Genomic DNA, 26,424 nt, shown 5'->3' with positions numbered 1-26,424 from the left:
TGCGGATGTCGAGGACGCGATGGGCGACTGGCGGCATAATGCCGAACTGGTCGAGCAGCTGAACCAGGCCTCCGTCGATGCCGGCCTCGCCCGCGACCGCGCCCAGAAGCTCTTCGGAGCCGGTCTGACCGGCTATCTGAATGTGCTGACGACCGAACAGACCGCCCTGTCCGCCGAAGATCAGGCCGTCGTCGGACGTCTCGCCCGCGTCCGAAACGCCGTCGCCCTCTACATCGCCCTCGGCGCCGGATGGCAGGGAAAAGCCCTCACCGACACAAGGCTCCCCGTCGAAGTCAAACAACAAAACGCCTTTGTCAGAGCCTTTACAAGGTAAAGGCACCTGAAAAGGAGACGCAGAATGAAGTCGAAAATATTTCGTTTCCTTTTTCTCCTCTCAGGCGTCTGCGGTCTGGCGTCGCATGCATTTGCGGCTGAGAGCAGCGCCATTACGGCGCCCGGCCCTCTGGGAGTGTTGGCCGGAACATTCGTGAATGCGGGCGCTGGCACCCCTGTTGTGCTGATGATCCCCGGCTCGGGGCCGACGGACCGCGACGGAAATTCGGCTCTGGGTCAGAAGCCTGCGACGCTCAGGCAGATTGCGGATGGTCTTGCCACCCACGGGATTTCGTCCGTCCGGATCGACAAACGCGGCATGTTCGGCAGCAAACAGGCCGTGGCCGACGGTAATAACGTCACGATCGCGGAGTACGCGAGCGACGTGCGAAGCTGGATTGGGGTGATCCGGGCCAAAACTGGCGCAAGATGTATCTGGGTGTTGGGGCATAGCGAAGGCGGCCTCGTTGCCCTTGCCAGCACTCAGGGACAGGCGGATATCTGCGGACTGATCCTTCTGTCCACTCCGGGACGACCGCTTGGCGAAGTCCTGCGGGCGCAGCTTCATGCCATTCCGTCGGCCAAAACGGTTCTGCCGCAGATCGACACTGCAATCGATGCGCTCGAATCTGGACGTTATGTGGATGTCCAGACGCTGCATCCGGGGTTGCGGGGTGTCTTTCATCCGCGGGTACAGGATTTCATGATCGATCTTTTCCATCATGATCCAGCCTCGTTGCTCAAGGCATATCACGGGCCGGTCTTTATCGTTCAGGGCGGTACCGATCGGCAAATCAGCGCTACTGATGATTTACCGCTTCTCAAGGCTGCTGATCCTGAGGCGACGGTTGTTTTGTTGCCGTCGGCGATTCATTCGTTGGCGGATCTGGGCACGGTTCCAGCCGCCGATGGGTTGCTTCCGATTGATGGCGCTGTCGTGCCTGATATTGCAGAGTTTATTCAGAAACATTGACCCGAAGCGGAAGCGGTCACACATCTGGGAATAACGGAGGATCAGAGATGGCAGACGATGGATATCCGGCAGAAGATTATCTGCGACCAAAGCTGCAGGACCTGATCTCAGACGGTGTGCGGGCTGGCTTCCCGCAAGATGAAGTCATTGCGGTCCTGATTTCCCTGCTGGATGAGGGACCTGAAGAAGACGGGGAAATGAGATGAGCGACCCATATTCGGTACTGGGCGTTTCGAAAACGGCGACGGACAAGGAAATTCGCAGCGCGTATCGGAAACTGGCCAAGCAATACCATCCGGATCACAACCCGGACGACAAGAAGGCCGAAGAACGCTTCAAGTCGGTCGGACAGGCGTACAATATCGTTGGCGACAAGGAAAAGCGCGCGAAGTTCGATCGCGGCGAGATCGACGCTGACGGGCAGGAGCGTGGGCCTTTTGGCGGCGGCTTTGGCGGTGGCGGGTATGGTCCGGGTGGGCCGCGTTCGGGCGGCCAGGGATTTCAGGGCGGATTCAATCAGGAAGACCTTGGTTCCTTCTTTTCGGACATGTTCAGTGGGGGCTTCAGCGGCGATTTCCAGCCCGGTGGTTCGGGCGGGCGTCGTGCTTCCAAAGGATCTGACCGTCGTTTTGCGGTGACGATCTCGTTTCAGCAGGCTGTTCTGGGAACGTCGCTCGATCTGACCCTTGGTGAGGGCGGGCACACGGAGGTCCGCATCCCGCCGGGTGTGGAAGACGGGCAGACCCTGCGCGTGCGCGGCAAGGGCGCGCCGGGACGTCCGGGCATGGATGGCCAGCCAGGCGTGGCCGGGGATGCGCTGTTGACGATTTCCGTCACGCCTGACAGCCGCTATGTCCGTGAGGGACGCAACCTGCGAATGACGCAGAATCTGGATCTGAAAACGGCTGTTCTGGGCGGAAAGATCGCCGTTCCGACCCCCAAGGGTGATGTTTCGGTCAAGATTCCGAAACACTCCGACAGTGGCAAGGTCCTGCGTCTGGCAGGGCGTGGAATCGGAGGCGATAAAAAGCATCCGGCCGGTGATCTGCTGGTGACGTTGCAGGTCCATATCGGTACTGTCTCCCCCGAGCTGGAGGCCTTCTTCAGCCAGCAGGAGAGCTGAAGAGATGGGGATGGTGCGTCGTGTCCGGTCGAGACTGCCGGAATGGCCGTGGAGTGACATTATCGGCGGAATTGTCGCGCTGATCTTCGTGGTGGTTCTGGGGCTTATCAGCACGCATGCACTGATCCTCGCCGGGGAGTGGCATTTGCCCTAAAGTGCCCCCGTCTTCTGGTTTCTGACGGGTTCTGCATGTCCGATACTTCTCTTTCTTCCGCCCCCGGGATGCGCCGCAGGGCGTTTACTGTTGTTCTGGCCATCGAACTGTGGGAGCGGTTCGGATATTACGGCATGCAGGCCGTTCTCACGCTGTTCATGGTCGTGCATCTCAAGATGGGAGATGCAGCAGCCAACCTCATGATGGGTGCCTTCGGGGCGTTGACTTATATTACGCCTTTAGTTGGCGGTGTCATTGGAGACCGCGTGCTGGGCGCGCGGCGGACTGTCGTCATGGGCGCGCTCCTGCTGACAGGCGGCTATGCCGTTCTGGCCGCAGCGTTGCAGTCCCATATTTTGCTTCTGGTGGCGATGGCTCTCATTTCCACTGGAAACGGGCTGTTTAAACCCAATGCCGGAAATCTGGTGCGCCGGATCTATAAGAACGATGACGCGGCGCTCGATGCCGCTTTCACGCTCTATTATATGTCCGTCAATGTCGGTTCGACGGTCTCCATGCTGCTGACGCCATGGTTGCAGATCCATTATGGGGCGCCTTCTGCGTTCGCCGCATGTGCGGTCGGGCTTGGGGTCGGACTGCTGTATTATGTGCTGCGGTCCAACTGGCTTGATGCCACCACGCCTGCCTCCGAAAAACAGCCTGTGCCGCTGCGCAGGTTTGGACTGGTCGGGGCTGGTCTCGTTCTTATGACCGTTTTCAACGCATGGATTCTGGGGAGCGATACTCTGGCCAGGCTTTGCGTGACGGCAGCAGGGGCAATTCTCGCGGCGATCTGGGTGGCGCTGTATGTGCGGGCACCGAAAGCCGAACGTCCGGGATTGCGGCTGACCTATATGCTGTGCCTGCAGGGAACGATCTATCTTGTTTTCTACCAGCAGATGATGACGTCCCTGACGCTCTTTGCCCTTCGTGGCGTTTCGGGAGACTACCGTATTGGCGGCGTGACGCTGTTTCATATGTCTGCAGGGCAGTTTCAGGTTCTCAATTCTCTCTGGATCATGGCTCTCAGTCCGGCGCTGGCCTTTCTCTACAACCGGATGGGGCAACAGCAGAAACAGACTTCCCACGCCCGCAAAATGATCCTTGGCTATGCCATGGTCGCCTTGGGATTTGGCGTGTGGTGGGCTGCTGCTGCCCATGCGGACGGGCTGGTGTCGCCCTGGGTAATGGTGGTGGGATATGGCTTTCTGTCTTTGGGGGAACTGCTGACAATTGGTCTGGGATTGGCCGTTGTGGCCTGTTATTCGCCCGCCCGGTTGAGTGGCTTTATGATGGGCGCGCTCTATCTGCTGTGGGGCATTGCCATGTATGTGGGCAGCCTCATTGCCAATCAGGCTGCGCTGTCTCCGGAAGCCATCGCAGGGGGCGGAGGAGCATCCCTTTATGCCGGGCTTTTCCGGACATTGTGTGAAATCGCTGCTGCTCTGGTCGTGTTGTTGCTTTGCCTTGAACCTCTGACGCGCCGCTGGGACCGGGAACACGCAACTGTGATCGGGGGATAAGGCGTCGAAACTGTAGCGTTAAACTTTTTGTAATTATGGAGAAATCTCCAGATTTAAAAATGACGGCAGGTGTCGGGATCGTGTCCTGAAGGACATATTACGAAAACTGACGTCTTCTGTGCTCTATTCTGGACCGTTTTCGGACTGTATGACATCTCCCGGCCGCGTGATCGGGTTCTGGCGGCTGTCATGGTGTCACAGGGAGACGGTTTGGAAGATGGGGAAGCTCGGACAGGATTGGACGAAAACGCTGTGGACGGCCTGCGCCATGACAGCGCTGCTTTCAGGTCTTACGGACGTCGCGCACGCACAGACGACACCCGCTGGTGTTGTGGATGGTCATCAGAAAGCCGCGGCCAGAACCAGCACGGCGACCATGGGCACACCGCAGATCCGCACGAAATCCATTTCTCCCGTGCCGCAACTCGTGAAGCCGACTCCCAAAGGCGTTGAGCCCGCAGCCAGCACGTCCGACACGACCGAGAACCGTTTCTTCCCGGCGTCTTTCCACGACTGGCTGACCCAGAGCACCATGACGGGGGACTGGGGTGGCTGGCGGACATGGCTGACCGACAAGGGTATCAATATCGGGGGGCACTATCTTGAAGACAGTGCGGGCAATCCGATGGGCGGCAAGACCAAGGCCGTGCGCTACGCGGATGAGTTCGGCATCAATGTCGATTTCAACCTCAAGAAGCTGACAGGCCTGAATCTGGGCATGTTCCACACGCTGATCACGGCGCGTCAGGGACTGGGCATTGGCGCGACGCTTCCGGCGCTGGACAGCCCGCAGCAGATCTTCGGCTCGGGCGAGACGGTGCGTCTGACGCGTCTGTCCTGGGAAATGCCCTGGAACCGGTATGTGTCGACCGAAGTTGGTGAAATCAACACCGAGAACGATTTCGAGCAGTCGTCCATCTACTGGGGCATGAGCCAGTACTGCCAGTTCGAATCCAACGCGATCTGTGGCATGCCGCAGTCCATTGCGATGAACTCGGGCTATGGCTGGTATCCGACGGCCCATCCGGGGGCATGGGTGAAGTTCTACCCGGCCGGGAACGACCATTATCTCGTGCAGTTTGGCGCGTACTCGATCGACCCCACGATCTCGAACACGCATAACGGCTGGAAACTGAACCTGCATGACGCGATCGGGACTTATATTCCGTTCCAGCTCGGCTGGCATCAGGGCGGCAAGGACGATTACAGCGGCCCGCTCCAGACCAACGTCAAGATTGGCGGATACTGGGATACATCGGAAGTCAGCGACGTCTATTCCAAGCTCAGCATGTTCTCCGTTCCGGCCGAGTATCTGCTGTCCGCCCCGACGCAGAAGGTGCGTGGACGGTTCGGTGGCTGGTTCCAGTTCGACCGGATGCTGGAGCGTGACGCGGCCGATCCGAACCGTGGCACGACGCTGTTCACGTCCTTCACTTGGGGCGATCCGCGCACAGCCGTCGCACCGTATTTCATCACTTGGGGTGTGACCCGTAAGGGCACGTTCCGCAACCGCCCGAACGATACGATCAGCCTGGGCATGAAGATGCTCTGGGTGAATCCGAAGCTGACGATCTGGGCGCGTCAGATGCAGGCCTCGGGGGCACAGGGTATCAACAAGCCCTCCGGCGAGCATGCGATCGAACTGAACTACGGCTGGCGTCCGACGCCCTGGCTCGTGATCCGGCCGGGTGCGCAGTATATCTGGAGCACGGGCGGCACGAACCGCTACAAGAACCCGCTGCTTCTGGATTTCGAAACGGGCATCACGTTCTGATCGCTCCCAACCGGAACGTCTGACATAAAAAACGCGCCGCTCCCGAATGGGAGGGCGCGTTTTTTGTGCTCAGTCCTTTGGGCGGATTACAGATCCGTCGTGAAGGAAAACTTGAACGTGCGGGGCATGCCCTGCATCAGATAACCGTTGAAGGCCGAGGACCAGTACCGCGTGTTGGCCAGATTATCGACGCCGAACCGCAGTGTGACCGGCGTGTGATGTGTCACGAACGTATAGCGCCCTGCCAGATCAAAGCGCGTCCAGACCGGGATATGCAGGGTGTTGGCAGTGTTGACCCACTGCTTGCCGGTATTGACCACACGGCCCACGACCGTTGCGCCCTTGAGGAACGGCAGGTCGTATTCGAGATTGCCGTTAATGGTGTAGTTCGGCACACCGATGGCGGTGTTGCCGTCCTGAAGACCGTTTGCCGTATGCCGCAGATCGGCCTGAATGACGGTGCCGCCACCATTGAAGCGCAGGCCGGGCAGGATTTCACCATTTAGCGTCAGTTCGATGCCGCGGTTCCGCTGTAACCCGTCTTCACGGAAGGCAAACTGGCCCGTATTGCCGAGTGCCACGGAATAGGCGTTGGGCTGTGAAATCTCATAGACGGCGAGCGCGGCACTGAAGCGGCCCGTGTCGTATTTCGCGCCCACTTCATACTGCGTGGATTTGTAAGGTGGGAAAATCTCGCCCAGATTCACGACATTTCCCGAAGCCGTCGGTCCCTGCGACAGGCCTTCGATCCGGTTGAAATACAGAGACGTCCTGCGCGTCGGATGAATGACCAGCCCTACGACCGGGGTAATGGCGTCCTGATCGTAATGGTTGTTCATCGCGCCCTGACCGGTCTTGCTGTAGGCGTAACCTTTGATGAGCATGTTCTGGTAACGGAAACCGCCTGTCAGAGCGACACGGTCGTGGAAGAAGGACATCGTGTCCGAGAAAAACAGGCTGTACAGGCGCGTGCGGTTGGTGGACTGCGGGTCATTAAGCACACCCCCAACAAACGTCTCCGCCGGGGCTGAAAACTGCGGCGTGTTGTAGATGTTGGTCGCACCGGGCGTCAGGGCCATCGCATAGGCGGCGGCGCTGTCTTCCCACAGGCCGGAACCGCCAGCGTTGATTTCATGGCGGATGAAGCCGGTGCGGAAATGGGCGCGAACGCCTGCGCGGGTGCTTTCATTCGTCTGATCATAGGGCACATACATTGCGCCCGCTGTCCCTGCGCCGGTGGCAGGATCTGTGACGGTCGGGTTGGAATAATTGCCCTTTTCGTTGCTGGTGAGGGCGCCGAATGCGCCATAGAGCGTAATATTTTTCGTCAGATCGTGCTCGGCGTTCAGCATGCCGAAAACATAGTTCAGATCATTATACGCCCAGCGCTGCCCGAAATTATGCGAGGGCGCGACAGGCCGGGGAACGGCCGTGACGGCACTCCCAAGGAAGATCGCCGGTCGGCCGCCATCTACACCCTGGTTTTCGTAGTCGATATCCATCGTAATGCGGGTGCGGTTGTCACGATCATGCCAGTCGAAATCCGCGCCCAACGTGGTGGAATGACGGTATTCGTCCGTTACGGCGTCCTCGCCGCTCTTGCCTGCAACATTCAGCCGTACGCCGAAATCCTTGTCCTGTCCGAAGCGCCGACCGACGTCGATGCTGCCACCGCCCATGGCGCTGCTGGTGTAATCGCCGGTGAGGCGGGTGAGGGGAGCATTTGTTGCGTGTTTGAACAGCAGATTGATGTTGCCACCGATGGCCGAGCCGCTGGGCGCGGCCCCGTTGAGGAATGCGCTGGCGCCGTTGAGAACCTGCACCTGATCGTAAAGTTCGGGAGAGACAAGCTGCCGGGGCGTGATGCCGTAAAGCCCGTTAATCGACACGTCGTCACCATTTACGGCAAAGCCCCGGATGACGAACATTTCCGAGAAATTGCCGTAGCCATAGGTCGTGCGGACGGTCGGATCGTTTTCCAGCACCTCGCCCAGCGTCTGGGACTGTTGGTTCAGGATCAGGCTGGAATTGTAGCTGCGGATGTTGAACGGAACATCCAGTCCCTTTTTGTTACCCAGAGCCCCGAGCTGTCCGCCACTGCTGACCTGCATCTGGTCCCGGCGTCTGGCGCGGACAACGATTTCCTCGTCCTGACTGATCTGCTGGGCCTCGGTTGGAGACTTTGTCGAAGTGGTGGATGTCGTGTCGGCGACGGTGGAGACAGGGGCGGCGAAGGCTGGAAAAGCTGTTCCTGCCAGCAGCAGACAGGACAGGCGCGCAACCCGGAGCGGGTTTGAAAGCGGGATGGAAAGTGATGCGCGCACGGAAACCTCGAAGCAAGAAGCGGTTGCGCGCGTTATTGCGATAATGAGATTTATTCGCAACTAAAATATGACGTCCGGTTCGGAGCGGCGGCGATTTGCCAAAGCCGGGAACTCCTGTAGCGTAAAAGTCAGAGTTTTTTCATGACAGGAAATTGCCAGATGTCCCTTCGCCCCCTGCTCGCCCGGAGTGTTCTGAGCGTCTCGCTGGCTGTTGCGTCCTTCGCCGGAACGGCTGCTACGGAATACGCTTTTGCTGCGGCTCCCGCTCCAAATGTGCCGCTCAAGCTGATGAGCGTTGCCGTTCAGGGTAACAGCCGCGTTCCGACGGCGGATATCCTTCAGGCATTCGGCTATCACGCGGGAGACAAGGTGACCCGCAACGATCTGGATGCTTCTCAGAAGCGCATCGGCGAACTCTATTCTTCGCGCAATGTCGGGACCAGCCTTGAGGAACGTCTGCGGATTTCCGGCGATGGCGTGGCTGTTAAGATTATTCTTGAGGAACAGGCTGCAAGCGCGCCGGCCCAGCCTACTGCCCTTGTTCTGGACAAGGTCGCGTTTCAGGGAAACAAAAAGGTCTCGACAGCCGATCTGGAAGCTGCGACCAAGCTTCGCGCGGGCGGACCTGTCTCGAACGAACAGCTCTCCGCAGACCAGCAGGCCATTCAGGGTCTCTACAAGGCCAAGAATGTCGGGGTATCTTTTCAGCCGCAGGCGACCTATCCGAACCACGACCAGCATGTCGTTCTGGTCTGGGTCATCAACGAACAGGACAAGGCTGCGAACTGACGCAGCCTGATCCGGAAAACGCCGCTCAGCCCAGCGTGTCCGGGTCGAGCGGCTCTGGTGTGAGGATGGACGGCAGATAGAGCGGATGTTCAGGACGTCCGCTCTTGCTCAGGCGCAGGGCTGTGACCCTGATGCCGTTCTGTCCCATCAGCCGCGCAACTTCGGTTCCACGCCCGCGCAGCCCCTTGGCCTGCGGCGACCCGTAAGCCAGCACGACGAGATCGGCCTGCCGGGCCATCTCCAGCAGGTGGGAATCGTTGTCCGGCCCGACCGGATCGTTCACTTCCAGCAGACGCTTCTGGTCCGTGCAGCGATAGGCGAAGCTGTTGCCGACGAACATGCCGCCATAACCCCATGCCCGCGCGTAACGCTGGCACTTGGCGACAGTACGGTCATCGCCGAATTCAGTCGCCACAGACGGGTTCATCATCAGCCACATGACCATGGGGCGTGTGTCGTCCCAGACACGGCGCAATGTGTAGCGGTAGCAGTCTTTCGGGCCACCATAGATCGCGGTGCTGCTGACATCCGCGGAGAGTTTCAGAGGGCCTGAATCACCCACATGATGGTGGCCGAACAGATCGGAAGGTACTGAGGTGGAACGTGCGCTCACGGGGTCTGCTTCAGGGCCTTTACCGCGGCAAGCGCGCGCGAGACATGCTCGTCAGGAGACATCGAGGCATAGCTCATGACGATATGGCCGTCCGGTGCAATGACATAGGACGTCCGGCTCGCCATGTGCAACAGGGGCATTTTGGCGGCATAGCTGCGCGTGATCTTGCCTGTCGGATCGGCGGCGACAGCAAAGGTGCTACGGCATTCACTGACCGAAAACCGGTCCAGCTTGTCGATCGGGTCCATTGAAACGCCGATCACGGTTGCGCCCTGCGCCTTGAAGTCGGGAATGGCGTCCGCGAATTCATGGGCTTCGATCGTGCAGCCCTTGGTGAAGGCTGCCGGATAGAAATACAGGACCACCGGACCGGTCTTGAGGGCGTCGGCCAGATGATAGGTGAACTCGTGCCCTCCGAGGCTCGCAGGGGCCGAGAAATCCGGAGCATGGCTGCCGGTTTCGAGGGCGGCATGCGCCGGAGTGATCGTCAGGGCGCCGGAGAGGGCGACAGCACAGAAAGCGGTCGTTGCAAGAAAGCGGCGCATCGGGGTTTTGTATTCCTGTCAGAAAAGCGGGCCGACATGCGACCCGGCAAACGGATCAATAAGCGCCGGGCGGAACCACAACGCAGGGAGAACCGTGCGACAGACGGCGGCAGGCTGCAACCGCATTTTCATGTGACAGCCCCGTCAAACGCGCGCGATAGAGATGGGACCGGCCATTTTTGACGCTTTCAACCTGCGATCGGGCTGAGGCTACGACAACACCGCCTTTGCTGTGAGCCGTGGCGGTGGCAAGACTTGCCTGCTTAGCATTGGCGAAAGCGCCGACCTGAACCGCCCAGTTTCCAGCCGTATTTCCCGGTGTTGCCGAGCTTTTGGCCGGAGCGGACGCTGCAGGAAGCGCCATGCGGTACTGGGGCCGGGTGGCGGGCATGACGGCCATGATCGGCTGGGGCTGGAGGTGATGTCCGATCGGGATTTCTTGTGCCGTCACGCGGTTGTCAGCCACATCGTCTGCGGGCACAGAGGCCTGACGCACGAGAGGATGAGCGGGCGCTGGCGCATAACCACGGGCGGCCCAGGCGGCGCTGATACTCGTCGGCGCTTCAGACCCCGCGGCGGAGGCGACCTGAACAGGAGCTTCGGCAGGCGATGCCGCGCTCTGCGGCGTCGCAGTCGGTGTGTCGGAATCTGTATCGTCAGAGGCCGTGTCGGCTGCCTCCCGATGGCTCCACGCCGCACTGACTGCCTGTCGCTCAGAGGACGAAGTCGTCGGCGCTATGTCGGCAGGCGGGGTGTTCTGGGCCAGCATGACCTGTGAATTGGGGTCGTGTTGTGCGACCAGAAGATCGGCTGCGGAGCGGTTACGAGGCGTGATCCCGGCGATATGCGGTCCGATCGCGGCAACATACCGGCGTGTCTCGCGCGGCAGTGCGCGGCCGCGACGCAGATAACGGTCAAGGCTGCCCGGACCGTCATTATAAGCAGCAAGGAAGCCGGGGGAGCCATAGATGTCATACATCTGGCGCAGATAGGCCGTGCCTGCGAGAATGTTGTCATGCGGATCGAAAGGATCTTCGCCAAGCCCGTATTGCTGGCGCATGTCGTCATAGGTCGGGGGCATGAGCTGCAGAAGGCCCATCGCGCCGGGAACCGATGTGATGAAATTGCCGTTATGGTCAAAAAGATGGCCGCCGGATTCCTGCTGCATCACCGCTCGGATCCAGGCATCGGGCACGTCAAAGCGCTCGGACGCTTCGCGGATATAAGGGCCCCACGGGTCTTCGGGGGGGCCGGGCGGAGCATAATAGGATTTTGCATGGGCGCGGTAATTGGCCGCTTCCTGCGAGACCGGCATTTCCGAAGACGATCCCATATCGGCATTGTTGCCGGCACAGGCCGCCAGAAGCCCGACCAGACCGAACGCTGCGCCCGCACGGATGAAAGAAAGAGTGCGAACAGAAGTCCGGAAAAGAAAGACGGGTCTGGGCATCGGGTCTGGGCACCTGAGGAAAACTGGTCTCATTACGCCGAGCATACACGGGGATTGCGGCGAAACTAGGAAAAAGGGCTCTGGCGGGCAGATTTTCTGAGGCAGGACTGTCCGCTGGTCTGAGTGTAGCGGAAATTCATTTCCCGAATATGAACTTCCCGGAATACGATGATCACTGTAGCGTCTTCTTGCCGGGACATAGGGGATCGGGTAGGCGGACAGTATGAGTGTACCTTCTCCAGCTTCCGATGTTGCCCGGGACGAAGCGCCGCGCAGGCAGACCCGTCGTGACGCGCCCCGTGGCAGCCCTGCTGCGCGGGCCTGGGCGGACTGGAAGGAAACCCGACGTCTCTGGAGACTGGGCGTCAGGCTGGGCTGGCTCGATATCCGGCTCCGCTATCGGGGGTCGGCGCTGGGACCGTTCTGGCTGACGATCACCTCCGCGCTGATGGTCGCCTCAATGGGTGTTCTGTACAGTCGGCTGTTTCATATGCAGCTTGCGACCTATCTGCCGTTCCTGTCGCTGTCGCTCACCTTGTGGAGCGTAGGCCTTTCAAGCCTGATCCAGGAATCCTGCACCTGCTTTCTGGAAGCGGAAGCCATGGTGCGCTCCGTCCAGTTGCCGCTTCTGCTTTATGCGCTGAGGGTGGTGGTCCGGAATGCGATTGTGTTTGCCCATAATATCGTGGTGCCACTCGCTGTATTCGCCATTTATCATGTCTGGCCGGGGGTGAATGCCGTTCTCGCGCTTCCGGCTCTTCTGCTCTGGGCTCTGGACGGGTTCGCTGCCTGCATGGTGTTCGGCTCTCTTTGCGCACGCTTCAGGGATATCGCACCCATTGTCGGAGCGCTGTTGCAGATCGTATTCTATGTGACGCCGGTCATCTGGATGCCACAGCAGCTCGGCGCTAAGGCGTCCTATCTGTTCTACAATCCGTTTTATCCGTTGCTGGAAATTGTGCGCGAGCCTCTGCTGGGGCGTGTGCCGTCTCTGCAGATCTGGGGGATTGCACTGATCACCAGTGTGGTGTTCTGGCTGATTGCAGTACGCGCGTTTATCCGGGCGCGGGCGCGTCTGGTCTTCTGGATCTGACATCATGGCCCATATCCGTCTTGAAGATCTCTCCCTGTCGTTTCCCGTTCTGCATGGTGGCTCGCGTTCTCTGAAGAAAACGCTGCTGGCCCGTGCGAAAAGCACTGTGGCTGCCAAAACGGGCGCCGTGGGCGGCAGAATGCGCATCAGCGGCAATTCAGCCGAAGTCGTGGAAGTTCAGGCGCTTTTCAATATCAGCCTCACGATTTCCGAAGGGGAGAGGATCGGGCTCGTCGGACATAACGGGGCGGGAAAATCGACGCTCCTGCGTGTCCTCGGCGGGATTTATGAAACGGGCGAGGGGACACTGGATATCGAAGGCGATACCCACGCCCTTATTGACCCCAATGCGGGCATGAATGGCGAGCTGACGGGGCGCGAAAATATCCAGCTCTTCGCCTGCCGTATGGGGATGGGACGGGTCGCGACACAGGAACTGGAGAAGGACGTGGAGGCGTTTTCGGATCTGGGAGCGTTTTTCGATCTTCCGGTCCGGCTCTATTCCTCCGGCATGTCCGTCCGTCTGGGATTTGCGCTGGCGACGGTCCCGCGCCCCCGGATCCTGCTGATGGATGAGTGGTTCATGGCCGGCGACCAGAAATTTCAGGACAAGGCCCGCGCACGGCTTGAAGGCATGGTCGACGCGGCGGAAATTCTGGTGGTGACGTCCCATGCACTGTCGATTCTCCGACAGTGGTGTACGCGCATCATCTGGATGGAAAGCGGGGAAATCCGTATGGATGGTCCGACTGAAGAGGTGCTGGACGCGTATGAAGCGGCGTTGGCGGTCACTCCGGTTTAAAGACGCTCCCGCCTGCTTTGTGGGGTATGGAGTTGGTATCCCGGCAGGCGTGGAGTAGGCTCCGAGGGGTTTTTACATTCAGGGAGACATTTCATGTCTTATGCCGCTATTGACGCCGCACGCGTCGCCAAAGCCTCCGAATCCGCGCTCCAGACCCTGTCGACCGTGAAGGAAACGTCCGAGGCCCATCAGCGCAAGACGATCATGATCGAGCGGATTCACGCGCTTGCCAAGGCCGCAGCCGAAACCAAAGATTGCAATGCTATTACGCTGACATCCGAAGAATTCTGGCTGATTTCCAAGAACTGGTAATGCCCTCTGAAGGCGGTGGGGCGAGATACCCCCGCCTTCAGCCGTTATAGGAAGCCAGTTCGATCAGATTGCCATCCGGGTCACGGCAATAAACGGATGTGATCGGACCAAGGGCGCCAAGACGCGCAACCGGGCCCTCAACGATTTCCACGCCGCATTTTTCCAGATGCTTGACGATATGCTCGCTGGCGATGGCTGTTGTGAAACACAGATCAGATGTTCCGGGCGCAGCCGCTCCGGCGGTATCCCAGCCCTCCGCACCTTCGGGGCGAAGATTGATCTTCTGACCACCAAAACTCAGGGCCACACGGTTGTTGCGGCCATACTCGTCGATATCCATGCCCAGAACCCGCTGATACCAAGACGCGGACAGATCCCGGTTGCGGACGGTCAGCACGATATGGTCAAGGCGATCGACGGTAAAGCGCATGGGGATCCCTCATGAAAGCGACATTCAGGCCACTGGTTCCAGTCAGTATAGGCTGGAACAATACACTCTGGCTAACACCTAGCTGGGCGGACGCTTGCGGAAGGCCGCGAGGCTGACCACTTCCGCGTCTTTTTTGCCGTCTTCCGAAGAGGAGGGCTCGGGCTGGACGTCCGGATGATGGGCCGGATCAATATCGTCGGGCTCTACCGCGCCCTCGGGAATTTCGATGTCCTCATCGTCTTCAAGCGGGGAGTGGTTGAAGCGCAGGGCCATCCGGATATGGGGGTCGGCAAAGGCCGTGATAGCGTTGACGGGAATGCACAGGATGCTCCCCACGCCGCCGAAGGAGAGGCCGACCGAAATCACGTTCTTGTCGCGGTCCAGCGCCAGATCCCAGAACTGGTGCTGAAGCACGATGGTCATTTCTTCGGGATACTGCGCCCGCAGACGGGTGGGGATGATCACATCCGGCCGGTTCGTGCGGAACGTCAGATAGAAGTGATGGGCCCCCGGCAGTCCCTCAGCCGCAACATGCTCGATCGCACGCAGCATGACTTCACGATAGGCGTCTTCCACCCAGTCATCATAGGGGAGAAGGCTCTCGGGAAGCTCGTGCTCGAAGCCGTCCTGGCCGTTGTGATCGTCGTCGCTCATGGTCGCAAGCCTGATGTTTCGGTCAACTTTCATCAAGGGATGCGACAGACGGGCACAGATGGCAAGCCGTCTTTGAAAGGAATGTCGGAGACATGATGAGGTGGGAGGGCTTCTGTTGCCCGGTGCCCTCCCGAACCGCGCTTATCGCTTATGCAGCGACAGCGAGCACCTCTGAGTTATCGTTGGCACTTGTAAGTTTAGCCCGATGACGGTGGTACAATGCCGGGCAAAAGATAAGTCTTTACCGTGCGCGTCGAGCCTGTTTCGTCCCCACAGACCCCTTTTGCGAGGGGTTTTTCATGGTGGAGACGCCGGGCACTGCCCCCGGGTCCACAACACTTATTCCACTTACCGTTTATCGCCATAGCCGGGGACGAACCCCTTGCACTGATGAACATAGGAGTGCGGCTGTCCGCCCGCAAGGAAAAAGAATTATCCTGCGTGACGGCGCGCGATTCTGCATGCTAGACCCCGCCGCCATGGCACTGACATCCGAACAGCGCGCTGAAATCGAAGCGCAGCGCAGCGAACCCCAGCTTACGTCCCGTCCGACCGTGGCGGCGATGGAAAATCTGCTTTTCACGCCTTTCGAGGTGCTGGATCATGGTTTCCTGCGCGTGGTCGATTATATGGGCGACGATGGCGCGGTCGTGCAGGCTGCGCGCGTGTCCTATGGCCGGGGGACGAAGAAGGTCTCCGAAGATGCGGGTCTGATCCGCTATCTGATGCGTCACCGTCATTCGACGCCGTTCGAGATGTGCGAGATCAAGTTTCACGTAAAGCTGCCCGTGTTCGTCGCGCGGCAGTGGATTCGTCACCGTATGGCGAGTGTGAACGAATATTCGGCACGCTATTCTATTCTGGACCGGGAGTTCTACCTTCCAGCACCCGATCAGGTGGCGACGCAGAGCAGTTCGAACCGGCAGGGACGCAGTGATGCACTGGATGCCGAGACGGCTCATGAGGTTCTCGAAATCCTGCGTCGGGATGCCAGCCAGTGTTACGACGATTATGAGAGCCTCCTGAACCCTGAAGGGACGGGACTGGCGCGTGAGCTTGCACGGATCAATCTGACCCTGAACACCTATACGCAGTGGTACTGGAAGATTGACCTGCACAATCTGATGCATTTCCTCGCCCTGCGCGCTGATCCGCATGCGCAGTACGAAATCCGCGTCTATGCGGAGAAGATGATCGAAATTCTCAAGGCCTGGGTGCCCGCGACGTCTGCGGCATTCGAGGAATACCGCCTTGGCGCCTTTACGCTTTCGGCCGGGATGCTGAAGGTCGTGCGGCGGCGTTTGGCGGGTGAAACCGTCACGCAGGAAAATTCCGGCCTGACCAAGCGGGAATGGTCTGAAATGGCGGCGGTTCTGGATGCTCAATCCTGAGCCCAGCCCCGGCTTTGCATCTGCCGGGAAGGATTCCGCAGAAAGCGATCTTGAACGGCTGATGAGCGAGGCCCGGGAGGCGCAGGCTGAAAGTCCTGTGGAAGACGCTCCTGTAAAGCCACCCAGTCTTTTTGTCTGGGCTGGAATTGCTATCTCTCTTGTCCTGATATCTGTTGCTATTCACTTTTTCTGGCCAGCTTCATAAAATATTCAATTCAGTAAACGATAAGTAAAATCAGAGATTGTCTGTTTTTTTCACTTTGTGAGCTGTCGTGAGAGATTCGCTGCGGATTCGTGTGAATTTTATCACACTTATCTCAGAGCTTTTTACAAACAGACTTATCCACAGGTTGTTGCCGTCTGACTGAAGCGCTCCGATTCGTATGTTTTGGGGCGTAAAATTTTCTAATGCGCTGATTTAATACAATAATTTTAGAATCGGGTCACAAGCCCGATCAGGATTTGGCGCCAAGTCTGTCAAGAAGATTATTGGAATACCCACATTCCACCCTCTGCGGGTGCGATACTTGTGCATTACTGGTGCGGGTGAGAATTCTGATTTTGTGGCAAAAATGCGCAGGTAAACTACGCCCTGAACGGCGTTGACCGTCCGTTAGCTGCTGTCGCCATGCTTTTTGGAAAAGCTGGTGCCGGGTGAGGGATTTGAACCCCCGACCTTCGGTTTACAAACTAAAGCCTACTACGAAAAACCCAGTAATATGCTGGGTTTTTTAAGATCAGATAAAAAATGCTAGATATTGTGCTAAGTCCGCCTGGCTGAAGCGGTTGCGAATCGCGACTGCTCATCCACAGGAAAACCCGAGCCTTGCGACTCGGGTTTCTGTTGTTCGGCCTTACGAAGCTAGGATAAATTCCATCGACATTGTGCCGAAGACGAGTTCAGTTGTCCCCTGAACCTGATTGTGATTCGGAGCCTCTGTTAGCCAGCAACCCTTAGCGACGATGGAGTTACCCGAACGTCCGTTAAGGGTGATGTCATATCCAGCCGGGGCAGAGAAGTTGCCCACATAGTCGCATCCCGAATAATGCAACACTGTCACGTTGATCGTGCCTGCTTCTTTGTTCCAAGTGACGACCTGGACCAACGGACCCTGATTCGATTCTGTTGGAATGTTGGATTCGAACGGGGCCTTGTAGGTCACGTCTTCCGCTGTCGGGTAATAGATTGTGTTTATGTATGCGCTCAATGCGCCTTTCAAAAACTGATCAGCCATTTCTTTCTCCTAAAATTACTTTGAGACGCTAAGGTTGAGAGCAATCTGGTTCAGAGCCCATGTCAGTGTGCCGGATGCCTGAATGTTCAAGCGGCCAACGACCTGCGTGTCTTTCTCAACGATGATTGTTTTGATTGCTGCGGAGGCATCAGAGATAACGCCAAGGTCTTCTAGATCCTGAAAGGCGTGAGCCATCGTTCCCTTAACAGCCGATGGGCTGGTCATGTAGATGCTCGGGGTTTCAAGACCATCATCCACAAGGATGTGTGGGGTTGAGGTGTAAGGGCTCAACTGTGCCTTGAAATACTTTGCCGCATAGACACTCTGGAAAGGGGTTTCCAAAGAGGAATCGTTGATCACGTCGCCAGTGCTAGACTTCGTTGCTGCAATGCGTGTTCTCTGGATCGTAGGGTTGCCTGCACGGTCATAAGAGATCGTGGAGTAGCCATTAGCGAACAGCGTATCGAGAACGCTCTGAGGCATACGCTCAGATAGAGCCACAGTCCCGATACCAAGAGCCCAACCACGAAGCGGAAGACTTGGACTGATCTGGGTGCGAACTGCGATGCTTGCTGCCGCCTGTGCAATCAAACGAGCAGGGCTCAAAGACATAGGGCAGGGGAAAACAACCGTCTTATCCGCAGAGGTGAAATCCGCTGCCGCTGTTATGAATGCGTTAGCTGATGCTGCCTGCTTTGCAGTGACATACATTCCGTAGAGTTCTGACGTTGCCGACCATGTGTTAGCCGCATAGGTCTGCCAACCCTGAATTGCTGCCGCGCTGTTGAGTGTTCCGAGAACGAGATCGAATTCGATATCACCGACAGTCGCTAGGGTCTGTTCAACGAGAATGTCATCGGTCACAGAACCAGTGATCGTTGTCTGGTTCACAGTTTCAACTGTGATTGTTCCCACGTTAGCGATGGTCAGAACGTCACCGACCTTATAGCCCGTACCAGACTGGTTTAAGGAAACGCTCGCAGGCGTGAACTTTGAACTAGCTGACGAAGAAGTCACATCAAAAGTCGCACCAGTACCCGTTCCACCAGATGCGGCAATGTTTGTGCCTGCCATATCGGTTGAGCTTGCAGTCGTCGAAAGCGATGGAGTGAAGGTTGCAATGTTGCCATTGCTGACGTTTGTTGTAGGCGCGTCAGTAGCGATCAGATTAATCGCATACAAGGCAGTTGAGTTATCGGTTAGGCGATACTGCTCAACCATTGTGTAAATGTCAGATGTCTTACCGAAGTCTGTTGCAAGCTGGTCTAGGGTCGTAACAAGGTAAGGGCCGGTTTTGCCATACATTGCTGTTCCTGTTGCAGCGTTACCAGTTACAAGAACTAGAAACTCGGTGTTTCCGGCTGTTGAATCATTGATGTTAAGATTAACAGTTACTCCCGGCTTGGTATATGACGTGGGTGTTCCACTTATAATAGCCATATTTTAATCTCCTGAAAATATATATTTTAGGTGACTGTGAAGTCACCTTTATTTAGCTGTGGAAATATTCTCGACGGATACTAGATTTGTATCCTTTCCTTTATTCAATAGTAGCTTTGTTTGGATTTCTCTTAGACGGGTAGGTTCATCCAGATACCCATCAAACATATCAATCTGCATTGGTATTATGAAGTATGCGACATATACCTCATAATCATTTTGAGATAGTTCAGCTATGCGTTCAAAGCGCAGAAGCCTAAAACCATTAAGGTATCTCTTCGTACTCGGCTGCCAGTTATACAGTGAGTGCATTAGGTCTTTTAGACCACTATCCATGAATGTAATCTGCTGACCAGCACCAGTAAAATCACTAGGTGCGTTATAAATGCAGGTACAAGAGACAATGACCTCCATCTGTTGAACAGTGGTGGTGTTCGAATAGTTTTCAGAGACATCACCGAACTCAACAGATACGCCGCAATACGGAATCTGAATGTTTTGCGGAGTGACCTGATCCACTATCTTTTTTGGAGAGGCACCGGCTCCGATTTGCTGGAAAGTCTGTTGGTTTGCTTTGATCTGCTCAATAACAGCCACAACATCGAGGAACGGGGCGGGGTTATGAAGGTCATCCATATTAGCCCCCAATCGCCGGAACCTGATAGTTCTTGAGGAAGAAGTTCATTCCGTTATCCAGAGGATTAAATGCGCCGTCACCGGGGTTTTCGAAGAAGCCCTTCGTTGCCATGTTGATAGCGAAGATTATTCCCTCGGGGACTGTTCCATCGACCTCATACAAGCCACCAGTGAAGTCCACGATCATGTTCTTATATTTGTAGAACATATCCATAATGGACATATTCCAACTCAACATGATTTTTGGAAACTTGCAGTCCGTATCAACATGGTAGTCGATACCTTCTTGAAGCTGGATGTTGTCACCGCCCCACATGCTAACAGTAAGGCTCTGTATGCTTTCAATCTGACACGGCAGTTCGATCCATTGGTTTGTGGATATGCCGTTTGCAGTGAAAGCAGTACCAGTCCTCAACCACGAGTTATGGTATCCATCGGACAACTCCGAAGCATTACGGGACACGACATAACGGCATGATCGTTTGCCGATAGGTGTTCCAAGATACTTCTCGATAGCCATAGTGACCGAGTTACCTGCTGCTATAATCATCGGGTCTCTGTCCGGTCCAGCGGAGCCCACATAGTCGATTAGATCATCGGTGTTTCCGGGATACTTCGTCACGTCATTTGTCTTGAGACTGTATAGCATTACTTCACCCAGAGCCCTTCCGTGCCTTCATCGCTGCTAATGATCTTAGCCACGTTGGCTTTTACCAAGCTCTTCGCAATAACACTCTTGACGCTAACAATAGTTCCCTTGGTCCATCTTGGATTGTCTTTGGTAATCTCAACCGTAGTCATCGGGTTCTCCCACTAAATATTCGATATGACTATTTAGTGAGGTTATTAATGTTCAGGGATTTAACAGGCAGGGAGACGCAAGAAGACTTCGACGAAATGGATGCTTACCTCAAAACGGTCGAGAAAGAGGACTTTGACTGCTGGTGGTATGCCCGACAAGTTGAAGCTGGACATATTCCGGCTTGCCAGTTCGTCAAGAACGCCATTAAGCGCGAACGCGATAAGATGGCAGACCCCGACTGCCCATACTATTTCGACCCGCATGAGGGTTTTAGGTTCTTCGCGTTCTGCCGACACTTCTACCATTTGAAGGGGGATAAAGGCGGAACGCCATTCATCTTAGCTGCGTGGCAAATTTGGTCATTCTCCATGTTGCTCGGCTGGAAAAACAAAGAAGGCCAGTACAAGGATAAGCGCCAATATAAAGTTGCTTATTTCGAGGTGCCGCGAGGTTCAGGGAAGTCCGCAATGATGGGACTTCTGGGCCTCTATATGCTCTGCATGGATAATGAATGGGAGCCGGAAGTTTACGTTGCTGCTACGAAGAAGGATCAGGCAAACCTATTGTTTAACTCCGTTGTCAGACAGGTGGAGTTCCCAACCAATAAGAAGATTATCCGTCATATTAAGGTCAAACGTAAACGCGAATATCTAATGGCCACTACGATAAAAGGTGGAACATTCAAGAGCCTGTCAAAAGACTCAAAGAGCTTTGACGGTATGAATATCCATTGCGCTCTCGTGGACGAGATTCATGCTCACCCCGATAGTGAGATATGGGATGTATTGTCATCAGGTTCAAACAAACGCGCCCAATCCTTGATGGTCGGTATCACGACAGCGGGAACTAATTTCTCAAATTTTGGGTTCCAGCAATCAACCTACATGAAGAAGCTCATTCGTGGCGACTTCACAGATGATGAAACATTCGCTTGTGTATGGACCATTGATAAGGGGGATGACATTTATGATCCCGATATATGGGTCAAAGCTAACCCGTCTTGGTGGACCTCTGCGATCAATCATACCAAGTTTGCTAATGCTATCGAGCGAACGAGAAACTGGTCAGACACAAAGGCCGAGACTTTCACCAAGCTACTGAATATCTGGTACCAGTCGTCCGATAAATGGCTTGATCCTGAGAAGGTTGCTGCCTGCAATACCCTCATGATTCCAGAAGAGACGATGAAGAAGGACCGGGTTCCTTGCATTATCGGCGTGGACTTGGGTTGGACAGAGGACATGACCGCCTTGGTCAATGTGTATGAGAAGCTCATTGACGAAGGGGAGGGGAACTGGAGAAAGCACTACTACGTCTATCCTCGATATTTCAGTCCGTCACGTCTCATTGAAAGCGGTAGCAAGCCAAAATACACCATGTGGGAGAAAGAGGGTCTGCTGGAGACAATCCCCGGAGACACGGTGGATTATCAGGTTCTCCAAGAGGAAATCTTTAAGGAATACCGCTCGCATCGAGTTATCGAAACTGCGTTTGATAGATGGAATGGACATCAGTTGATGACCAACATTCAAAACCAGTTTGGACGTGATTCAGTAAGCCAGATAAACCAGTCGATGGGTGGCCTGAATGATGCTTCAAAGTTCTTCAAGCGGTTGATCCTTGAAGGTCGTATTCACTTCCATAATGACATCTTCGTCTGGAACTGCGTGAACTCCGTTGTCCGATTGAGCAATGACGGAGCTGTTCTCGTGTCAAAAGACCCAGGAGCGCCATTGGATAAGATTGACGGTGTGAAGGCTACTTTGAACGCATTAGAACGGTTCATGGTCAGGAATGGAAATACAGGTGATAGTTGGGAGGCAATCATAATCTGAGAGCCATTGACGACCCTCATTCCCTGTTACATCGTATTTTCGGATTACTATGGGAGGCTATAATGAAAATAGATATCATCGAACTTGGTGGGTATACTCAGGATAACTACACGTTAGATGGTGAAGAGATAAAATTAGAGATTCCTGAAGAATTCTGGGTAATAGATAGATCTTCTCTACCAATATTTAAATTTGCAGGACCGTTTTCTCTTGAAGAAGCCAAGAGATTTAAAGCTAAATTGGAAATTCTATATCAAAAACTAGTCCGTAGTGAAATTGATTTTTCTGCCTTCAAGAATTTTATTGAGCAGGAAAATATCAAGATAGAGAGCAATATTCGTGAAGATCGTCAGGCCAAACTTGCAGCTTACGAGCGCATCATGAAAACGCCTGCGGTAGACAATGAATTGGATATTTGAGAGCCCCTGAGAAGCCCGTACAGGGCGGTCTAAGGCTTCTCATGCCGGGCTTGCGTAGGAGCCGAAGCGTGCTGTCGGGGCTCCTACGCAAGCCTCAAAAGCAGAAGGGGAGGTAAAAAACTTCTGGATTATTTTCTATCCCAAGATCGTATTGGTTTTTCACTATATTGCTCTGGATTTCCATCTTTTTTTATAATGCTGTGAATATAATAATTTGAAATGGATAAGTTCTCTTTGAGGTTATCTTCTAATCTGAGCATTCTTTCCGTTTCGTTACGTGGCGTATCAATGATTTTTAACAATTCCAAACCTGTTTCTGTAAATAATATTGCAGATATATTTAGGTTCTTTTCTGCTGAAGGAATCATTTTTACTGCAAAAATAAAATATTCATCAACCAAGAAGCTATAATTATTATTATCTAATTTAAATGATCGCCCAAGTTGAGTGCTAACTCCATTAAGGAGGCCTGCATTTTCCAGTCTTAAAAGTTCTGAAAAATGTTGAACCTTGTGTTTTTGAGAAAAATAAATCGCATTCCCTATGGCAAATGACGACATTTCAACAAAACTCGCCGCAGTCTTCTGGTCAATCTCAGACAAGAGTCTTAAGGTCGCTAAAGAAAAACGGCCCGGATGTCTTACTTCGCCGGAGAGGATGCGGCCCCAAAGCTGTCGAGTGCGTTCTGAGGTGGCTTTCTCTGCATATGATGAAAAGAAGTTGAGCCAGTCTTCATCCAAAGCCTCATTTGTGCTGGAACTATCTGTATGTTTTTCTCCAATATCTTTGAGGGCTTCTTCGGCCACAGCATCTTTGTTTTCCTGTTTGCTAAAAGCCTCACCCATCATTTCGACGATGGCGTGTTCCAACAGCACGGGGTCGGCTGATATCGTTTTGGCTACATCGGGGACAAGAAGGTCAAGAACTTTTTTCTGAGCGTCTGATTTGTTGTCTTCTCTCTTGATGTCATCATCGACATCTGCGTTTTCTTTTTTGTCTTCTCGATCCCATCTGCGTGTCAGTCTACCTGTTAAGCGATCAACGCCTTGACCACACCGACTTTTCACGCCCTCCGGTATCATGTGCCAAACAGCCGGAAGCGTTTGCCCGCTAACGGCACCTATTATAATATTACTAAGATTGGCGTCCATGTCTAACTCTCTGGGAAGGTGTTGTTTTCAGGGGAGGCGAAGTAACAACTGTAACGTCACTTTGTGAGTGAGAATAAGTTTACCCGATTGAAAAGTCTTGGCCAAGTTTGCAGATTCGATAATGATCCGAGATCGTGTGTTGCGTATGGTGTTTCTTAGGTTTTTGGGCAGTAGGCTTGTAGAAAATATTATTGCACGTTAACCGCTTGTCTCGGATGAGGATAGCCGATGAAGTATGATCAGAAAAACTTTAAAAATCATCTCACGAATTTTGTCGGTGCGAGCATTTTATGCGGAGCAACATACGCCCATGGAACTGGCACTAGAGTTCCTACGAGTGTTTATAGCTTCGGGCCGACCATTTCATGTATGAATATAATCAAGGTTGATGATGCGAACGATAAAGAAGATGTCCGTCGCTTTCAGATTGATAGTTATGTTGGCGGTTTGCTCAGTGGTCTGAACTACGGAGAAGTCAGTCGATTGATGGCTACACGAAAGTCCGATGCTCCTATCAAAGTCGCTATAGGCGAAAAGTCGTCGTACGAATGGCGTAAGAGTTGGATTCATACCTATTGCATAGAGCACCCGGATGATCATCTCGTAGATGCGGTTGTTCAACTCTGGCAGTTCATGCGCGACCATCATGTTGGGGAAGTAGGAACAGATTCCAGTCATTAAGCGTCATAGAGCACTGTCTCTCTGGGGTAGCACACACAACCCGGGAGGTCTTGTGCCGCGCTGTACGGGGCTCTCAGGCGCTTAAATAGGCTATGAGTGCGCCGATGCTTCGTTAATGCGAAGTGGGCAAAGGCTGCGAGTAAGCATATAGGTCTATAACCGGGAGTTGGCGTTGAAAGAACGTGTTATCCGATGGGCTTCTGAGAGAGCGAGGTTCATCATCATAGTAGAAATAGTTATACTTTTCTCACTGGCGATTACCTTTTGTTTGTATAAGTTTGGCATCGAGAAAACTTACAAACTTGCAGGTATTCTGACGCCTATTGCTGTCATGTGTGTGACTATCTACTTCGCATTGAACCAACTAAATCTGGGAAAGGGACAGAAAGCCCTTTCCCAGAGACAGGCAAGCACAGCCCATACGAAACTCAAGTTGGATTTGTTTGATAAGAGATACGAGGCTTATCAAAATATTATTGAGCATTTTGTCTATTGTTATGACCTTCCTATGGGGATCATGGCCTATCTCTCTTTATCGAAAGAAGAGAATGAGGAATACTATAGTGTAAAATCATATGGAAGGGCTGGGTTCGATAGGAATAAGTTCATCCAACCGATAAAAGAAAGGGCTACTAGGAAAATAGAAGAGATAGCAGAGTATAATGTCGAAAGCAAAAAGAAGAGAGAACTTGATCTGGAGAGGATTAGGTTTCTATATAGCGATGACGTTTATCGTATACTATTTGATTTCTCAAAGGAGTGTCATGAACTTCTCGGACATCAGCATCGGACACTGATCGTGTGCTTGAGCAGGGAAGTTGATTCTTTTCTCGGTATCCCGACTCTCGGTAATCCCAATATGGCTGATATCGAGGACAGAAAATCAAAACTTGCAATCGAGCTTAAGACTAAAATATTTGATACTATGCGTCCGTTCCTCCATGTGCCAGATCAATGAACCAAGTAAGCGATTATCTCGTCATCGCCTCGTCTGATTGCTGACTTTATCCGCAAGAGGCGGTCATATTGTTCTATGACCTTGGGATATGGTTCAGCTAAACGCCCCATGTCATGCAACTCGATAAGGCGTTTATTAGTCTCGTTCTGCTCTTTAGCGAACGCCTTGATCTTCTTGTTTATGCGATTCAATGGGGTATCGAGTGTCGGCCCTTTCAGCGGAAATCTTTTACCGTAGTTAATCACTGGATTAGGCACTTGCGTTCTCCTTGTTATAGGGCCCGCGTTTTTTTCCAGACATCGCTGCTGCACGAGCTGCTTTGCGTTCGTCACTCCAAGGCTCCTTGGGTTTGCGAAGTTTCGCCTTCGATCTCTCGGACTTCTTCTCGCCTTTATGGAGTTTGCAATCCTTCTTGGATTGTTCTGCTGTCCTGATCCATGCAGACTGCATGTTCATAGGTGAGCCTGTTCTCACATATTCGGGTTTCCATGTGAGGCAGTATTCGAGTTTGATTGTTTGATTGATACCGTGTGTGACGGCATAAATGACTGCATTGTTTAAATGCGTGATGGCATCGACATTCTTAATCCAGAGATTGGTATAGTCCTCGAAGGTAAGATCAAACTGGATATCTCTCTTCGTCTGGTATGCCTTAGCAGTCTGATACTTCTTCCTTAGAAGTTCTTTCGTATTTTCATGTAAAATCATTTTCATTGCTCTATGTCGTTCTCCAAGTTCCATCGCTTCTCACTTCGATGTCTTCTCCTTGCTCAGCCCCGGCTATTATTGGGAACAACAGAGCATTGTGAGAAGCCTTGGCCAATAATAGCCGGTTTTCTTTTGCTGCTTTATTTATTACCTGACTATGCATTCAAGAGATAATCGAAGTCATTATTCAGGGTGGCCCGGTTTACCTGCGCTCAGCGCGAGCGATTAATGCGGCTGCGCCGCAAGCCTTACGGAGCGCAGAGCGTGAGCGTAGCG

General features: G+C 54.2%; 29 protein-coding genes, 1 other RNA gene and 1 pseudogene. 16 read left to right on the top strand and 15 right to left on the bottom strand.

Annotated features, from left to right (window positions below):
* The 7 genes and pseudogenes from HKD28_RS15190 to HKD28_RS15160 form a co-directional block, all read left to right on the top strand.
* Positions 1-334: pseudogene (locus HKD28_RS15190) on the top strand (efflux transporter outer membrane subunit); the annotation flags it as partial.
* A gap of 24 nt (positions 335-358) precedes the next feature.
* A complete protein-coding gene (locus tag HKD28_RS15185) occupies positions 359-1,306 on the top strand; it encodes an alpha/beta hydrolase (RefSeq protein WP_194269051.1) in 948 nt (315 codons plus the stop codon).
* Positions 1,307-1,353: 47 nt separating this feature from the next.
* Positions 1,354-1,512: a hypothetical protein gene (locus tag HKD28_RS15180; RefSeq protein ID WP_194263188.1), complete on the top strand. Its 159-nt coding sequence runs from the start codon at positions 1,354-1,356 to the stop codon at positions 1,510-1,512.
* Complete coding sequence (locus tag HKD28_RS15175) at positions 1,509-2,429, top strand: DnaJ C-terminal domain-containing protein (protein WP_194269050.1); 921 nt, start codon at positions 1,509-1,511, stop codon at positions 2,427-2,429. Before HKD28_RS15180 ends, HKD28_RS15175 begins: the two co-directional genes overlap by 4 nt.
* Before the next feature lie 10 nt (positions 2,430-2,439).
* Complete coding sequence (locus HKD28_RS15170) at positions 2,440-2,583, top strand: hypothetical protein (protein WP_194263195.1); 144 nt, start codon at positions 2,440-2,442, stop codon at positions 2,581-2,583.
* A 35-nt stretch (positions 2,584-2,618) separates the two neighbouring features.
* Positions 2,619-4,106, top strand: coding sequence for a peptide MFS transporter (locus HKD28_RS15165; protein ID WP_194269049.1), 1,488 nt, complete (start codon positions 2,619-2,621; stop codon positions 4,104-4,106).
* A gap of 217 nt (positions 4,107-4,323) precedes the next feature.
* Complete coding sequence (locus HKD28_RS15160) at positions 4,324-5,880, top strand: carbohydrate porin (protein ID WP_194269052.1); 1,557 nt, start codon at positions 4,324-4,326, stop codon at positions 5,878-5,880.
* Positions 5,881-5,966: 86 nt separating this feature from the next.
* Here HKD28_RS15160 and HKD28_RS15155 read toward each other — a convergent pair whose 3' ends face one another.
* Positions 5,967-8,204 (bottom strand): TonB-dependent receptor, encoded by a 2,238-nt coding sequence (locus HKD28_RS15155; RefSeq protein ID WP_194269048.1) that lies wholly within the window; start codon positions 8,202-8,204, stop codon positions 5,967-5,969.
* Between the two features lie 159 nt (positions 8,205-8,363).
* Between HKD28_RS15155 and HKD28_RS15150 the strand changes: the two genes are divergently transcribed.
* Complete coding sequence (locus HKD28_RS15150; RefSeq protein WP_194269047.1) at positions 8,364-8,993, top strand: POTRA domain-containing protein; 630 nt, start codon at positions 8,364-8,366, stop codon at positions 8,991-8,993.
* A gap of 25 nt (positions 8,994-9,018) precedes the next feature.
* On the opposite strand, the gene HKD28_RS15145 is transcribed toward HKD28_RS15150, so the two are convergent.
* Genes HKD28_RS15145 through HKD28_RS15135 form a run of 3 tightly spaced genes read right to left on the bottom strand, consistent with a single transcriptional unit; the run spans position 9,019 to position 11,601 of the window.
* On the bottom strand, positions 9,019-9,606 hold the full coding sequence (locus tag HKD28_RS15145; RefSeq protein WP_194269046.1) for a DUF1643 domain-containing protein: 588 nt from the start codon (positions 9,604-9,606) through the stop codon (positions 9,019-9,021).
* Positions 9,603-10,151: a peroxiredoxin gene (locus tag HKD28_RS15140; protein WP_194269045.1), complete on the bottom strand. Its 549-nt coding sequence runs from the start codon at positions 10,149-10,151 to the stop codon at positions 9,603-9,605. Before HKD28_RS15140 ends, HKD28_RS15145 begins: the two co-directional genes overlap by 4 nt.
* A gap of 55 nt (positions 10,152-10,206) precedes the next feature.
* Positions 10,207-11,601, bottom strand: a complete 1,395-nt coding sequence (locus tag HKD28_RS15135) for a lytic transglycosylase domain-containing protein (protein WP_194269044.1) — start codon at positions 11,599-11,601, stop codon at positions 10,207-10,209.
* A 223-nt stretch (positions 11,602-11,824) separates the two neighbouring features.
* Here HKD28_RS15135 and HKD28_RS15130 point away from each other — a divergent pair, with 223 nt between their 5' ends.
* The 3 genes from HKD28_RS15130 to HKD28_RS15120 all read left to right on the top strand — a co-directional run bounded on the left by HKD28_RS15130 (position 11,825) and on the right by HKD28_RS15120 (position 13,808).
* The gene (locus HKD28_RS15130) at positions 11,825-12,694 is read left to right on the top strand and encodes an ABC transporter permease (RefSeq protein ID WP_194269043.1); all 870 of its coding nucleotides are present in this window, start codon (positions 11,825-11,827) and stop codon (positions 12,692-12,694) included.
* 4 nt (positions 12,695-12,698) lie between these two features.
* On the top strand, positions 12,699-13,496 hold the full coding sequence (locus tag HKD28_RS15125; RefSeq protein WP_194263179.1) for an ABC transporter ATP-binding protein: 798 nt from the start codon (positions 12,699-12,701) through the stop codon (positions 13,494-13,496).
* Positions 13,497-13,589: 93 nt separating this feature from the next.
* Complete coding sequence (locus tag HKD28_RS15120; protein WP_011252962.1) at positions 13,590-13,808, top strand: hypothetical protein; 219 nt, start codon at positions 13,590-13,592, stop codon at positions 13,806-13,808.
* A 37-nt stretch (positions 13,809-13,845) separates the two neighbouring features.
* Here the strand turns inward: HKD28_RS15120 and HKD28_RS15115 are convergent, their stop codons facing one another.
* From HKD28_RS15115 to ssrA, 3 genes are all read right to left on the bottom strand, one after another.
* Positions 13,846-14,238 carry a VOC family protein gene (locus HKD28_RS15115; RefSeq protein ID WP_194269042.1) on the bottom strand — a complete coding sequence of 131 codons (393 nt, stop codon included), beginning with the start codon at positions 14,236-14,238 and terminating at the stop codon, positions 13,846-13,848.
* A 78-nt stretch (positions 14,239-14,316) separates the two neighbouring features.
* On the bottom strand, positions 14,317-14,892 hold the full coding sequence (locus tag HKD28_RS15110) for an SspB family protein (protein WP_194269041.1): 576 nt from the start codon (positions 14,890-14,892) through the stop codon (positions 14,317-14,319).
* A gap of 101 nt (positions 14,893-14,993) precedes the next feature.
* Positions 14,994-15,318: a transfer-messenger RNA gene (gene ssrA, locus HKD28_RS15105) on the bottom strand.
* Between the two features lie 53 nt (positions 15,319-15,371).
* Here ssrA and thyX point away from each other — a divergent pair.
* Positions 15,372-16,283, top strand: a complete 912-nt coding sequence (gene thyX, locus HKD28_RS15100) for an FAD-dependent thymidylate synthase (RefSeq protein WP_099287426.1) — start codon at positions 15,372-15,374, stop codon at positions 16,281-16,283.
* Positions 16,284-17,137: 854 nt separating this feature from the next.
* Here the strand turns inward: thyX and HKD28_RS15095 are convergent.
* The 5 genes from HKD28_RS15095 to HKD28_RS15075 are packed head-to-tail and all read right to left on the bottom strand — an operon-like array spanning position 17,138 to position 20,395.
* Entirely contained in the window at positions 17,138-17,518 is a 381-nt protein-coding gene (locus HKD28_RS15095; protein ID WP_194269040.1) for a phage tail tube protein, read from the bottom strand.
* Between the two features lie 15 nt (positions 17,519-17,533).
* On the bottom strand, positions 17,534-18,958 hold the full coding sequence (locus tag HKD28_RS15090) for a hypothetical protein (RefSeq protein ID WP_194269039.1): 1,425 nt from the start codon (positions 18,956-18,958) through the stop codon (positions 17,534-17,536).
* A 48-nt stretch (positions 18,959-19,006) separates the two neighbouring features.
* Entirely contained in the window at positions 19,007-19,594 is a 588-nt protein-coding gene (locus tag HKD28_RS15085; RefSeq protein ID WP_194269038.1) for a hypothetical protein, read from the bottom strand.
* Position 19,595: 1 nt separating this feature from the next.
* The gene (locus HKD28_RS15080) at positions 19,596-20,216 is read right to left on the bottom strand and encodes a hypothetical protein (RefSeq protein ID WP_194269037.1); all 621 of its coding nucleotides are present in this window, start codon (positions 20,214-20,216) and stop codon (positions 19,596-19,598) included.
* Between the two features lie 26 nt (positions 20,217-20,242).
* Positions 20,243-20,395, bottom strand: coding sequence for a hypothetical protein (locus HKD28_RS15075; RefSeq protein ID WP_194269036.1), 153 nt, complete (start codon positions 20,393-20,395; stop codon positions 20,243-20,245).
* Between the two features lie 96 nt (positions 20,396-20,491).
* On the opposite strand from HKD28_RS15075, the gene HKD28_RS15070 reads away from it, so the two are divergent.
* Together HKD28_RS15070 and HKD28_RS15065 are read left to right on the top strand one after the other, a co-directional pair.
* Positions 20,492-22,231 (top strand): terminase large subunit, encoded by a 1,740-nt coding sequence (locus tag HKD28_RS15070; protein WP_194269035.1) that lies wholly within the window; start codon positions 20,492-20,494, stop codon positions 22,229-22,231.
* Between the two features lie 62 nt (positions 22,232-22,293).
* A complete protein-coding gene (locus HKD28_RS15065) occupies positions 22,294-22,650 on the top strand; it encodes a hypothetical protein (protein WP_194269034.1) in 357 nt (118 codons plus the stop codon).
* 128 nt (positions 22,651-22,778) lie between these two features.
* Here HKD28_RS15065 and HKD28_RS15060 read toward each other — a convergent pair whose 3' ends face one another.
* Positions 22,779-23,801 carry a DUF2806 domain-containing protein gene (locus tag HKD28_RS15060; RefSeq protein ID WP_194269033.1) on the bottom strand — a complete coding sequence of 341 codons (1,023 nt, stop codon included), beginning with the start codon at positions 23,799-23,801 and terminating at the stop codon, positions 22,779-22,781.
* 228 nt (positions 23,802-24,029) lie between these two features.
* On the opposite strand from HKD28_RS15060, the gene HKD28_RS15055 reads away from it, so the two are divergent.
* On the top strand, positions 24,030-24,482 hold the full coding sequence (locus HKD28_RS15055; RefSeq protein WP_194269032.1) for a hypothetical protein: 453 nt from the start codon (positions 24,030-24,032) through the stop codon (positions 24,480-24,482).
* Positions 24,483-24,654: 172 nt separating this feature from the next.
* Positions 24,655-25,440: a hypothetical protein gene (locus tag HKD28_RS15050; RefSeq protein WP_194269031.1), complete on the top strand. Its 786-nt coding sequence runs from the start codon at positions 24,655-24,657 to the stop codon at positions 25,438-25,440.
* Here HKD28_RS15050 and HKD28_RS15045 read toward each other — a convergent pair.
* Both HKD28_RS15045 and HKD28_RS15040 read right to left on the bottom strand, forming a co-directional pair.
* On the bottom strand, positions 25,434-25,697 hold the full coding sequence (locus tag HKD28_RS15045; protein WP_194269030.1) for a hypothetical protein: 264 nt from the start codon (positions 25,695-25,697) through the stop codon (positions 25,434-25,436). The genes HKD28_RS15050 and HKD28_RS15045 overlap by 7 nt on opposite strands.
* The gene (locus HKD28_RS15040; RefSeq protein WP_194269029.1) at positions 25,690-26,181 is read right to left on the bottom strand and encodes a hypothetical protein; all 492 of its coding nucleotides are present in this window, start codon (positions 26,179-26,181) and stop codon (positions 25,690-25,692) included. Before HKD28_RS15040 ends, HKD28_RS15045 begins: the two co-directional genes overlap by 8 nt.
* Between the last annotated feature and the right edge of the window lie 243 nt (positions 26,182-26,424).

This window comes from Gluconobacter cadivus, assembly GCF_015244745.1.
In the GTDB taxonomy this organism is placed as follows: Bacteria; Pseudomonadota; Alphaproteobacteria; order Acetobacterales; family Acetobacteraceae; genus Gluconobacter; species Gluconobacter cadivus.
Note: the sequence above shows the minus strand (reverse complement) of the source record. Positions and strands in the feature narration are given on the sequence as shown.